Source organism: Nitrosomonas ureae (assembly GCF_001455205.1).
In the GTDB taxonomy this organism is placed as follows: Bacteria; Pseudomonadota; Gammaproteobacteria; order Burkholderiales; family Nitrosomonadaceae; genus Nitrosomonas; species Nitrosomonas ureae.
Genome location: NZ_CP013341.1, coordinates 605332 through 617507, shown reverse-complemented (window position 1 = coordinate 617507; position 12176 = coordinate 605332). Strand labels below are relative to the sequence as shown.

The following is a 12176-nucleotide window of genomic DNA, read 5'->3' as shown; positions in this document are numbered from 1 at the left end:
CCATAAAGAATAGGGATGCTTTTTTCTATAATTTGTTGATTGATTTACCGGTATGAATTGTTTTGCGTCGCGCATGAAACATCCGGTTTGGCAATATTAGTAATACTGTGCTATATAGTTGGCGCAAGATGTTGCCATTTTTACAATCCCTTTATCACGCTATTCGTTCGACGCTGGAGCAGCCATTCCCGATCGAATACACGCCATGTCACCACGAAATTGAGACTTTAGAGTACTTTAATCAATCGGATAAAGTTCTTTTTAGAGATTTATCAATAAAAATAAATACCCAGAAACAAGTCATACTCTGCTTTACAAATCGTTGCGGTTCCAACTGGCTGGCTGAATTGCTCTATGCCACGGAATTGATGGGATTGGCTGATGAATTTTTCAATACAGAGCGAATTCAGGCAGACTGTGCTGAGTGCGGATTAAATTCATTGGATGATTTCGTGCGCCATTTGCCCGGTAATCACAGCACGTTAAATAAAATTTTCGCTACCAAGCTTTCTTGGGATCAACTGTATTTTTTATCCCGTACAAAAGTAATACCTTGGATCATCCCCAATCCTCAATTCATTTATATCGTGCGAGATGATGTGGCCGCGCAAGCGCTCTCATTCCTGGTAGCTCAACAGACAGGGCAATGGAAAAGTAATTGGAATAGTGGCTTGAATGGAAAAATAGAATTGGCAGACATAAGCAACGAACAAATCATCACGGCGATTTCCGAGATACTGTTTGCGCAGTCAAGATTTGAACTTTATTTTGAGATGCTTAAGTTGAATCCCTGCCGAATTCATTATGAAGATTTACTAGCAAAGCCTGAGTTCATCATTGCAAGAATACTTCAATATCTGAAGATACCCGCCCCGAAAAAAATGGAAATTAATTCTGCCAAGCTACAGCTGGAAAAACAACGCGATGAGCAATCAGAAAAGCGGCTTGCCCGATTTCACCGTGAAACGGAAGACCGGTATAACTTTTTGCGTATGGGTTCGATTGCGGGTTCTGTTCATGAATCGGTACGTTGATACTCAAGACACGTCTTCGTTTTTCTTATCAAAAGCAGCGCATTCTGAATTATTCATGTTGTTTAAGTCCTCGGCATTATGGTATGCGCGATTTCACGTTGGGGTCACGGGTATGGATCGACGATGAACATTGTTTCCGAAATCCTGGCATTGCATGCCGACATGCGCCGTTGGCGCAGGCAGTTGCATCAATATCCGGAAGTCGCATTTGAAGAAACCGCAACCGGCCGGTTGATTGCCGAGCAACTGCGAAAAGTCGGCATCGAAGTGCATCCAGGCATGGCTAAAACCGGTGTTATCGGGATTCTGCGTCGTGGTAGCAGTAGTTACAGCATTGCGTTGCGTGCCGATATGGATGCGCTATTTATCCAGGAACAAAACCGGTTTGAGTACGCCTCACGCAATGGTGGAAAAATGCATGCCTGCGGGCATGACGGACATTGCGCCATGTTGCTCGGCGCTGCCCATTATCTCGCCAATCATGGTCGTTTTGACGGGACGGTGTATTTTATTTTTCAACCGGCGGAAGAATGCCGTGCGGGTGCTCATCAAATGATCAATGAAGGCCTGTTTGAACAATTTCCGGCGCAACGGGTTTTCGGCATGCATAATTTTCCGGATGTTCCGGTCGGGCATTTCGCGGTCAAAGCCGGCCCCATGATGGCCTCGTTTGACTGCTTCGAAATCAATCTCAGCGGTCAGGCTACGCATGCCGCGATGCCGCATTTGGGTAACGATGTGCTGGTCGCTGCGGCACATTTGGTCACCCAATTGCAAACCATTGTCAGCCGCCAGATTGATCCGGCCGATGCTGCCGTAGTCAGCGTCACGCAAATTCACGGCGGCAACACCTGGAATGCGCTACCGGATTCGGCGATAGTGCGGGGAACCTTTCGCAGTTTTAAAAACTCGGTGCGGGTGCAACTGGAACAAAGTATCAGTCATCTGTCGCAAAGTATCGCACATGGTTTCAGGATTAACGCTGACATCCGTTTCAATCCCGAAAATCCCGGCTATCCGGTCACGATCAACAGTCCTGATGAAACCACCAGCGCAATCCGTGCTGCCACCGCTGTTGCCGGTACTGATTGCGTCAATATAACACCGACTCCCAGCCTGGGCGCGGAAGATTTTGCATTTATGCTGGAGCAAAAACCGGGTTGCTATATTTGGATCGGTAATGGTAACTCGGCAGGCAACTGTCTGCTGCATAATCCCAATTATGATTTTAATGATGAGATTTTGCCGCTCGGTGCGGCGTATTGGGTCAAGCTGGTGGAGAATGAATTGGCAGATTAGTTTTTATGGTGCTTTGATCGTAGCCGCAGCGCTCGAATTCCGCTGTAACCGCCTATATACAAAAGATCTGCAGCACGGACAGCAAGACGATGGATTGTTGAGTGAGAATCCGTTTCGTGAGTGAATTCTGATTAGATCGTTGATAAAGTAATATTTTCATCAATGCACGCTGAACAGAATCAGGCCGCGAAGCAAAAATTGTTTTTGCATTCGCGGTCTGATCCTTGGTTTTATACTTATTTCTCGCATTTCCTAATACTGTGAAGAGAATTATTCTTGATTATAGATTTGATAATTTCTTCTACGAAAAGCCGTAAAGCCTAATAGACTTAGGCCAATAAGAGTCATCGCATAAATTTCCGGTTCGGGAACAACACTGGTGAATGAAATCATATCCAATGAACCACCATAACTATCGCTCTTTCCCGTGGCACTGAAAGTAAGCAAGCCATTTCCATCAAAGCTAAATATTGCTGAGTAATTTTGCCAATCATGATAGCGTCCTCCGCTGACACCACTTAATAAAGTTAAGGGAGCAGAGCCATCCAGCGTGAAGGATAAGTCATTGGTGTTGCCGGTACCAGGGCGTGCTGAATACCAGAAGCTGAGTTCATACAATCCAGGTGTGCCAGTTAACACCTGCGATATCGAACTATTGGAATAAGTATCCAGTTCGATGAAATTTGTACCATCATAAGCAGTTCCCGCAACATTATTGCGCAATTCGATGTTAGGAGCACCGGTCCATCCGGTCAAATTTTTGTAAATATTCCATGTGCCATTGGATTGAAAATCTGTTTCAAAACTGCCATTTGTCACAAGCTCCGCAGCTGCTGAAGCTAGCATTGGAGTAACAAGTAAAACGCCTAATGCGTATTTATAGAATCTCTTCATTACAATCACCTATAAAAGTAGGAAAATATAACCTGCTTATCAACAACGAGTGTAAATCCGAAAGCTTTAGATCCTCAAAGAACCGATGGTTATATAAATCCTAATTATTGGTTATGTTGCTGGTGGCGGCTGGTACGTACGCTGAATGAGGTCTTGCGAATGCAGAAATAATTGCACTTAACTGATTGATGTGTCTCCTTGCAGTCGGATATATCCTGCCGGGCTCGATCAATGATTTATTCACAGAATCCACTGAATATTTTGTCGCCACTGTCTGTACCCCAAAATGGCTTCTTCTTTTCCTGATTATGTTCGGCAACATGGATATATTTGATCCACATGTTTGGGGGGTGCGAAGTAACGATAGCTTTATAAGAAGTTTCATTACTTCCTTTATCGAGCACTGTTACTTGCTTGTATGACTGAGTGGCAAATGGCAGACCCACCATTTCGCCTGTGTCTCGATTAATCGAAAACTGCTTGCCAAATAATTGTTTGTAAATGCCAAGGTGCTTCTCCATCGTGCCATTATCTGACAACTCCAGAATCTGTTTAATTGTGCAGAGGTATGTACTTTCTTCTGCAACTGAATTAAGTGGAAATAGAAGTATTAGAAATAGAATGTATTGTTTCATAAAAAATTTTCTCGCTTTTCTGGCAGAGTAGGTTCGGATTCCTGCTGTCATTCTAACCTACCGTGCTTTGTACGAACCTTCTCAAGCAAGTATCCATTTTCTTCCTGGATTGCAACGTATTCGTTATCCGCTGGCAGGAAGTCGAGCGGGATTGGGTTGAGGGCGTTTGGATTATGAATGACAGCACTCGGCTCTATAGTGCCGATAATCGAGCTTCCATTTAAATCAATTGCCCAAATTGCACTAATGGCATTAAATCTTGAATCAAGGAACGTGAATGTGGGTACTTCAGCTTTGTTTTTGTTTCGTATATGAGGTCGATGTTGGTGACCACGATCAACCACTTGACGAGTAGTTTTGTTGATTTGCAATTCATAAGGCCCTACCGGGAATACAGCCTCCGCAGCAAATGGAAGCTGACTAATTCCAATCAATGCAGAGAATGGTCCACTGCGCAACCTACATCCATTTACTGCGATGACATAGGCATCATTTGGTCCTACCTCGCCAGATTCCAGATATCCTTTCTTGTCAACGCCACCAATGAGTATCTCGGCTTTATTTTTTATAGCACTCGTCCATCGGAGAAGTATCTGTTCATGAGGAAAACTTACCCTACCTTTTTGCGGGTTTAGCCAATTATGGGGAATATCAATAGGCTCTGGGCAAACAACTTCAATCCAAACCTTGCGAGTACCATCCATAACCAAAAAATCCGGCCCTTGTCCCAATCTCCGTCGAGGAGGGAAGTACTTGCAGCGAAGACGCTCGGCTACGAGAGCTTCCGACAAGCATGCCCAGAACTTTTGATCGCAACCGGAAGTAAGTTCAGTGACAAATTTGGGATCTGAAAATCCACTTTTAACGAACTCAGTGAAGATACTCATAAGGTAATGTTGTATGACGACTGCGCGAGCATTTTCACCAGAGAATCGCGCCTTGACGTGAGTCAGTATCTCTGAAAGTAACTGATTGTTTTGCATCATAAGTTATTCCTCCCCAACTTCTGCATCAACTCCTTCACTCGCGTTACCCGCTTGTTCAAATCCTCGATCTGTGCCTGAATTTTCAGCCGATCTTGGCCGGAGAGTGAATATTCTCGGCTGCTCTGTATCAGTTGGATATTTTTTGCCGGATCGATCGGTGGATTGGGGATAAACTGGATTTGGATGCTTTCTGCGCTGTCGTCGATGCGGGTGATGCCGAGCGGCTTGGCGATGATGCGCAGGCGGTGGCAGTCGAGCAGGAGACGTGTTGACAGGTTTCCTGTTGATCCTCCCAAGCTTTGCTAGTTAACTGGATTTGTCAGGATGCTGGGTTAAGTTGATCAAAGTTTTTGTCTCTTCCAGTAAATGCCGCAGAGCATTGTTAACTGCTTCATCGTTCGGAAAAGCTTTCGCAATGTCAGCTTCAAGAAGCACCACGTTGGTTTCTGCCTTGATACGGTTTGCATATTTGCCACGGATAATCTTATCGAAATCAGACCGTTTGTATTCCGGTCTTAGCTCGTCTGTCATTTCAGATTTAACTTTCTTCATAAATTTTCTTCTCCGTATTTGTAGCCAATCGTGCTGATATGATTCTAATCGTATCACCGCTTTCTGTATGCGCCACCGCGAGTAAACGTCCTTGGGAGGAAATGCCAAATGTTACATATCGCTCCTCGTTTTCCGAATGATCGGGATCATGGGTAGTCGCAGAAAGTACATCACGCAATGCACTGGATGCTTCCTCTAAAGTGACATCATGTTTACGATAGTTAAGCGCAGCTTTTTTGGCATTCCACTCAAAGTGCATAAATACCGATGTATCTCCGTTTTTAATGAAATCACGTTAGAAAATACTTTCCAACTTACAGTTAAGTTATCACAAAATGCATCTGAATAGCGTTTTGCAGATAGTTTCTCAATAGTCTGTTAATTGTTAGCGCCCAACTTCTGCACCAACTCCTTAACCCGCATCAGTCGTTTATTCACATCCTCAATCTGCACTTGACTTTTCAAGCGATCTTGGCCGGATAATGAGTATTCGCGGCTGCTCTGTATCAGCTCGTAGGTTGGGATGAGTCTGCGAATCCCAACTTTTTTCACCGTTTACCATATAAACTCCACATCTATCATTGCTATCGCCCCAATTATTTGTGATTACGCCAGCCTTGATATACTGTGAATGCTCGAATAAGGCCATTTGCTTGCCTGGTGGACGAGTCCATGCTTTACCGGGTTGTAATGAATGTAATCGATATGCCGTTCAGAATCATTTTCGTCACGAATCAAATGCTCCCAATACCGGCTGGTGCCAAATTCCACGTTCGCCTTTGGAAATTCGGCTGGCATTGCGGCGTTCGTTCATGGTGATATGACGTGAGAAACCCGATTTGATCAGCATCCATCGAATTGAAAAATCCGCATCGTCAGACGGTAAAGTCCATATCGCATGCAAATGATCCGGCAACACGACAAAGGCATCGATATGAAAAGGATGCCGCTGCTTCACCGTTTTGACAGCCGCGCGCAAAATTTCCACATGATCCAATAACAAACGCAGGTGACGTTGCACAAGATTGACCGTGAAGAAATAGATTCCGGTTTTTACATCGCCACGCTTGTATCGCATGGTTGTTCATTTTTTCATGCCCGATGCCTATATTTAATGTTGGGGTTCGTGGACTCACCCCAGCTTACCGGGCTATCTGCGTTAGATCCATGTTGGTTGAGAATCCTTGATGCAGTTCCAAACGCGAATACCTTCCGTGATGGCTGCTGCAGCAAGACGGGCATCGGCGGTTATCAGAACTGATGCAGAGTTTGGTCCCAGATGAGCATACTTGCCTTGAAGGATTGTTTCGAGCTGAAGCGCATCGGATAAGTCAAGACTGTGCTTCTTAGCTCGTGCTTGCACGGCCTTTAACCCCTGGAACGAAAACAGACCAATATCTTCTACTTCGATTTTCTTGCTAGACGCGTACTGAACTAGCTGTCGTGATGAGTTGAAATAAGTGTCTTCAGAAATGCGTCCATGAGTCCACTTTGCCTTCAATACACCTAGTGCCTCCATTACACACAAAGAAGTAGACCCGAGATTTGTATTTGCAAAAAAGAAGGAACGGACCGGTTCATGATCTTCTTCATCGACGATAACCTTAACTAACGCTGATGCGTCGAGGTAGTGATGCTTTGCCCAGTGATCAGACATAAATTCTCTTGGCCTAAATAGAAATTAAACATCCGAAACGACGCAATCTAATGCGTCAAAAATTAAATTTATATTTGGAGTCATCATGCTAACCCCTCCCATCTTATAAAAAAGCATCACTTCGTTTTTCAATATGATACACGTCAACGAATTCATAAGCCGTCGGAAAAAGCTATTCTCAATCATTCACCCCCAACTTCTGTATCAACTCCCTAATCCGCATTACCCGCTTATTCACATCCTCAATCTGCACCTGAATTTTCAAGCGATCAGGGCCGGAGAGCGAGTATTCGCGGCTGCTTTGGATCAGTTGGATAATTTTTACCGGATCGATCGGTGGGTTGGGGATAAACTGGATTTGGATGCTTTCTGCACTGGCATCGATGCGTGTGATGCCGAGCGGTTTGGCGGCGATGCGCAGACGGTGGCAGTCGAGCAGGGCGCGGGCCGGGTTGGGCAGCAGGCCGAAGCGATCGATCAGTTCGCGTTGCATGTCGTCGAGCTGCTCGTTATCGGCGCAGTTGGCCATGCGTTTGTACAGCACCAGTCGTTCGTGGATATCGTGGCAATAGTCGTCCGGCAGCAGCGCGGGTACATGCAGGTTGATTTCGGTAGCGACGCCCAATGGGTGCTGCATATCGGGTTCTTTGCCTTGTTTTAAAGATTGGATGGCAGAATCCAGCATCGAGCTGTACAGGCTGAAGCCGATTTCCTGCATTTCACCGCTTTGCGATTCGCTCAAGACTGCACCGGCGCCGCGGATTTCCAGGTCGTGCATGGCGAGATAAAACCCGGAGCCGAGTTCTTCCATCGCCTGTATCGCTTCCAGACGTTTCTTGGCTTGCGCGCCGAGCGCTTCTTCCGGAGGAGTCAGCAGATAAGCATAGGCTTGATGGTGCGAGCGCCCGACCCGGCCGCGCAGTTGATGCAGTTGCGCCAGGCCGAATTTGTGCGCATTGTTGATGACGATGGTGTTGGCGCTCGGGATGTCGATGCCGGTTTCTATAATCGTGGTGCACAGCAGGATGTTGAAGCGCTGCTGGTAGAAATCGCGCATGACATGTTCCAGTTCACGTTCCGGCATTTGCCCGTGGGCGATGTTAATGCGTGCTTCGGGCAGCAAACCCGTCAGTTTCTCAAGCATCAATTGAATCGTGTTGACTTCGTTGTGCAGGAAATAAATCTGCCCGCCGCGTTTGAGTTCGCGCAAACACGCTTCGCGGATGATGCCCATTGAGAATCCGCTGACAAACGTGCGAATGGCCAAGCGGCGCTGCGGTGCGGTGGCGATGATGGAAAAATCGCGCAACCCTTCCAGCGACATCGCCAGCGTACGCGGGATCGGCGTGGCGGTGAGCGTCAATACATCAACTTCAGCGCGCATTTTTTTCAGTTGTTCTTTTTGCCGCACGCCGAAACGGTGTTCCTCATCGATAATGACCAGGCCCAAATTCTTGAAATGCACGTCTTTTTGAATCAATTTGTGCGTGCCAATAATGATGTCGATTTCGCCTTTGGCCAGGGCGGCAATTGCCTGGGTTTGCTCCTTGGCGGAGCGAAAGCGCGACAATTCGGCGATTCTGACCGGCCATTGATCGGCGATCAGACCGAAGCGGTCGGAGAAATTCTGAAAATGCTGTTCCGCCAGCAACGTGGTGGGAACCAGAACCGCTACTTGTTTGCCATCGGCGACTGCAATGAACGCAGCGCGCAACGCTACCTCGGTTTTGCCGAAACCCACATCGCCGCAGATCAACCGGTCCATCGGTTTTCCGGATGTCAGATCTTTGATCACCGCTTTAATCGCTGCCGCTTGATCAGCAGTTTCCTCAAAGCCGAATCCTTCCGCGAAAGCGTCGTAGTCGTGTTGCTTGAGTGTAAAGGTATGTCCTTCGCGTGCGGCCCGTTGCGCGTATAAGTTCAATAATTCCGCAGCGGTATCGCGCACCTGCTGCATCGCCTTGCGCTTGGCTTTGTCCCATTGGCCGCTACCTAGTTTATGCAGCGGCGCGGATTCGGGCGCTGCACCGCTGTAGCGCCCGATCAGATAGAGCTGTGAAACAGGCACATACAGTTTGTCGCCGCCTTCGTATTCCAGTGACAAAAATTCACTGAGCTCGCCAGGCTCGCCTTCGCCGACATCCATGCTGATCAAACCGAGATAACGGCCAATGCCATGCTGCTCGTGGACGACCGGATCGCCCGGCTTGATTTCCGATAAATCGCGCAGAATGTTGTCGGTGGATGTGGTTTTGCGCGATTCGCGCTCGCGCCGTCCGTGGACATGCGTTGCATACAGCTCGCCTTCGGTGATGAAAGCCCATTGCGCGGGCTCGTGTATGAAACCGCTATGTAACGGTGAGATACTGATCATAAAGGATGACGAGCTGCCTAAGAACTGGGCATAATCTTCACAATTGTCCGGATGCAGACCGTATTGGTGCAGATACTCGGTAATGAGCTCGCGCCGTCCCATGCTTTCCGCCAGCAGCAGAACGCGCCCACCGGATTGGGAAAAATGAGCAAGAAATATAGCCAGTTTTTCCAGCGGATTCTCGGCGTGCCGATTGACTTGAATCGAAGGCAGCGGGAGAGTGTTCTTGGGGGCGGTCAGTTTCGAGTCTTGCGCAGAGGACAAAATTTCAATGCGCGCATAAGGTTTTAATGTGCCGAAGAAGCTATCGCCGGATAGAAATAATTCCAGCGGCGGTAGCAACGGCCGATCCAGGTCGCCACGTAGTAATTGAAAACGGGATTGCGTATCGCGCCAGAATTCCTCGATCACCGGACGTATATCGTGATGCAGGCAAAGCAGGGTATTTTCGGGCAAATAATCAAATAGCGTAGCCGTCCGATCGAAAAACAAAGGTAAATAATACTCGATGCCTGCAGGTGTCAGGCCTTTGCTGATGTCCTTGTAAATTTGTTTTTTTGACGGATCACCCTCGAATTTATCGCGGAAATTACCCCGGAAGCAGGTGCGTCCCGCTTCGTCCAGTGGAAATTCACGCGCGGGTAGCAGGCGTACTTCCTTGACTGGATAAATACTGCGTTGCGTATCTACATCGAATGTGCGGATGGTGTCGATTTCTTTATCCATTAAATCGATACGGTAGGGCAGTGGGCTGCCCATCGGGAACAAATCGATCAGACCGCCGCGCACGCTGTATTCGCCGGGTGAGAAAACCTGCGTAACGTGCGAGTAACCCGCCAATGTCAATTGACTGCGTAATCCCGATACATCCAGCGTTTCGCCTTGCTTGAGGAAGAAAGTATGCGCCGCCAGATATTCGCGTGGCAGCATGCGATAGAGTGCCGTGGTCAACGGTGCAATCAACACATCGCATGCGCCGTTCATCACTTGATAGAGTGTTGCCAGCCGTTCTGAGACGAGATCGTGATGGGGTGAGAATACATCGTAAGGCAGTGTTTCCCAATCCGGTAGTAAGTGCGTTCTTAATTCGGGAGCAAAGAATGGAATTTCTTCCAATAATCTTTGCGCATCGAGTGCATGAGCGGTAATGATCGTGACCGGCTTAGCCTGTTGCGCTAATTGCGCCAGGAATAATGCATCGCTGGAACCATCCAAAGCAGCATAACGGGATACGGTACCGGGCTTAGGTAAAGAGTATGGGTGTTGCATTATTTACATGCCTGCCTTGCAGCATTAGAAAATGAGGATTGGAAAGATAGATCGTGATCAAAATTTGTATATTATCCTAGAAAGCGTAGTAGAACGAAATGGAGTATAAGTTTATTCGCTGCAAGGCGGGATAAATCGACATAAAATGTCATTTCATTGTAATAAGTTGCAAGGAAATGAGGGATTCAGAAATATGCCATTTGTTTCGTGACAAACGCATCGGGTGAATGAAATGATTAAGCCTGATACAGGCTATCGGAATCCTGGCATGGATTAGTTGTCTTAGTGGCTGGCTATACGATTTCCAGAATGGAAGGGAGCTATACTTCATTCTCATTTCCGTTTCAGTTTCTGCAGTAGCGGATTGTTTAAAAAGGCGTAAATTCCCTTATTATTTATGATTTGAATTTATTCCAAATAGCGCTATGCTTCTATTTCGTGCGTACCCTGAATAACGATATTTTATTTTGTCAGACTGATCAAAGAAACAGCTTATAAAAAGGATTTAACATGCGTGTTTTCATAAAATCAAACTTAAGGCAATTGGGAAAAGGATTTATCCTTTTTACATGCGGCATGGCTGCACTGATTTGTTTGACATCATCGGTACTGGCGTACCGCATTGCGCCCACTGTGTTAACTCCGGAAAATCAGCAGAGAATTGAACTGGCGGCATGGAAGTATGCCATTGATACCCCGCTGTTGCTGGAAACTATAGACTGGTTTCGCGATTTAGCGGGAAATTCCCAAGAATCGGCTGCGCTGGCGGAGCTTGCCCGATTGAAATTTATGCGCGCTCAGCTCGAACTCGATAAACATCAACGGATACAGTTGTTTGAACGCAGTATTGCAATGGCTGATCAGGCACTGGAGTTGAATGCCAATGATGTGCGCGGACTGTTCTGGAAGGCTGCTGCGATGGGAAAAATCGCTGAAGATAGCGGTATGCTCAATGCACTGAGAATGCTTCAGCCGATGCAGGATTTGCTTTTAAAAGTAGTCGAACTTGATGAAAGATATGAGAATGCCGGCGCTCATCGCGCATTGGGCCGTATTTACCATAAACTGCCAAGGTTTCCGATCAGCTTTGGTAGCAACCAAAAAGCGCTCGCACATCTCAAACGAGCCCACGAGCTGTTTCCGCAGGACATCATTACCCGTGCCTTTTATGCTGAATTGTTGTTTGACATCGGTAGAAAGAATGAAGCGCGCAAACATGCTGATTTTGTTCTGACAACCCCCATTGCGGAAGAAGATGCGCTGGAGTTTACCGAATATGTCGATATCGCGTTGGAAGTGGTTAAGAAAACCGGTGGATCGAATATTAAGGTGGGAAACTATTAGATGCCGCATCGATAAAAAGAAAATTACCGAACGGCGAAAACTTATTGATAGAACTGTAAGTATTAAACATTCTCAATAAATTCAAAGCGATTGGAGCAATTTTCCAATCTTGCTTTTCCTACAAAATAAATC

General features: G+C 46.7%; 14 protein-coding genes. 4 read left to right on the top strand and 10 right to left on the bottom strand.

Annotated elements, in window-relative coordinates:
• The first annotated feature begins 128 nt into the window (after nt 1-128).
• The 3 genes from ATY38_RS02950 (at nt 129) to ATY38_RS15735 (ending at nt 2457) form a co-directional block, all read left to right on the top strand.
• Nucleotides 129-1034 (top strand): Stf0 family sulfotransferase, encoded by a 906-nt coding sequence (locus ATY38_RS02950; RefSeq protein WP_062557977.1) that lies wholly within the window; start codon nt 129-131, stop codon nt 1032-1034.
• A 123-nt stretch (nt 1035-1157) separates the two neighbouring features.
• Nucleotides 1158-2333: a M20 aminoacylase family protein gene (locus ATY38_RS02945; protein ID WP_062557976.1), complete on the top strand. Its 1176-nt coding sequence runs from the start codon at nt 1158-1160 to the stop codon at nt 2331-2333.
• A complete protein-coding gene (locus ATY38_RS15735) occupies nt 2317-2457 on the top strand; it encodes a PIN domain-containing protein (RefSeq protein WP_176767915.1) in 141 nt (46 codons plus the stop codon). Before ATY38_RS02945 ends, ATY38_RS15735 begins: the two co-directional genes overlap by 17 nt.
• Before the next feature lie 146 nt (nt 2458-2603).
• On the opposite strand, the gene ATY38_RS02940 is transcribed toward ATY38_RS15735, so the two are convergent.
• The 10 genes from ATY38_RS02940 to mfd form a co-directional block, all read right to left on the bottom strand.
• Nucleotides 2604-3227, bottom strand: a complete 624-nt coding sequence (locus ATY38_RS02940; protein ID WP_062557975.1) for a PEP-CTERM sorting domain-containing protein — start codon at nt 3225-3227, stop codon at nt 2604-2606.
• A gap of 236 nt (nt 3228-3463) precedes the next feature.
• Nucleotides 3464-3862, bottom strand: coding sequence for a hypothetical protein (locus ATY38_RS02935; protein ID WP_143023459.1), 399 nt, complete (start codon nt 3860-3862; stop codon nt 3464-3466).
• Nucleotides 3863-3909: 47 nt separating this feature from the next.
• The gene (locus ATY38_RS02930) at nt 3910-4848 is read right to left on the bottom strand and encodes a hypothetical protein (RefSeq protein ID WP_062557973.1); all 939 of its coding nucleotides are present in this window, start codon (nt 4846-4848) and stop codon (nt 3910-3912) included.
• Entirely contained in the window at nt 4845-5144 is a 300-nt protein-coding gene (locus tag ATY38_RS15730) for a TRCF domain-containing protein (protein ID WP_074701698.1), read from the bottom strand. Before ATY38_RS15730 ends, ATY38_RS02930 begins: the two co-directional genes overlap by 4 nt.
• A 10-nt stretch (nt 5145-5154) precedes the next feature.
• Nucleotides 5155-5400 carry a hypothetical protein gene (locus tag ATY38_RS02925; protein ID WP_062557972.1) on the bottom strand — a complete coding sequence of 82 codons (246 nt, stop codon included), beginning with the start codon at nt 5398-5400 and terminating at the stop codon, nt 5155-5157.
• The gene (locus tag ATY38_RS02920) at nt 5387-5659 is read right to left on the bottom strand and encodes a BrnT family toxin (protein WP_062557971.1); all 273 of its coding nucleotides are present in this window, start codon (nt 5657-5659) and stop codon (nt 5387-5389) included. Before ATY38_RS02920 ends, ATY38_RS02925 begins: the two co-directional genes overlap by 14 nt.
• A 119-nt stretch (nt 5660-5778) precedes the next feature.
• Nucleotides 5779-5952: a hypothetical protein gene (locus tag ATY38_RS16015; protein WP_158441754.1), complete on the bottom strand. Its 174-nt coding sequence runs from the start codon at nt 5950-5952 to the stop codon at nt 5779-5781.
• Between the two features lie 175 nt (nt 5953-6127).
• The gene (locus ATY38_RS02915) at nt 6128-6478 is read right to left on the bottom strand and encodes an REP-associated tyrosine transposase (protein WP_062557970.1); all 351 of its coding nucleotides are present in this window, start codon (nt 6476-6478) and stop codon (nt 6128-6130) included.
• Nucleotides 6479-6559: 81 nt separating this feature from the next.
• Nucleotides 6560-7057, bottom strand: coding sequence for a PIN domain-containing protein (locus ATY38_RS02910; RefSeq protein ID WP_062557969.1), 498 nt, complete (start codon nt 7055-7057; stop codon nt 6560-6562).
• Nucleotides 7058-7235: 178 nt separating this feature from the next.
• Nucleotides 7236-10700 carry a transcription-repair coupling factor gene (mfd, locus tag ATY38_RS02905; RefSeq protein WP_062557968.1) on the bottom strand — a complete coding sequence of 1155 codons (3465 nt, stop codon included), beginning with the start codon at nt 10698-10700 and terminating at the stop codon, nt 7236-7238.
• 510 nt (nt 10701-11210) lie between these two features.
• Between mfd and ATY38_RS02900 the strand changes: the two genes are divergently transcribed.
• Nucleotides 11211-12044, top strand: coding sequence for a TRAP transporter TatT component family protein (locus ATY38_RS02900; RefSeq protein ID WP_062557967.1), 834 nt, complete (start codon nt 11211-11213; stop codon nt 12042-12044).
• Nucleotides 12045-12176 lie beyond the last annotated feature (132 nt).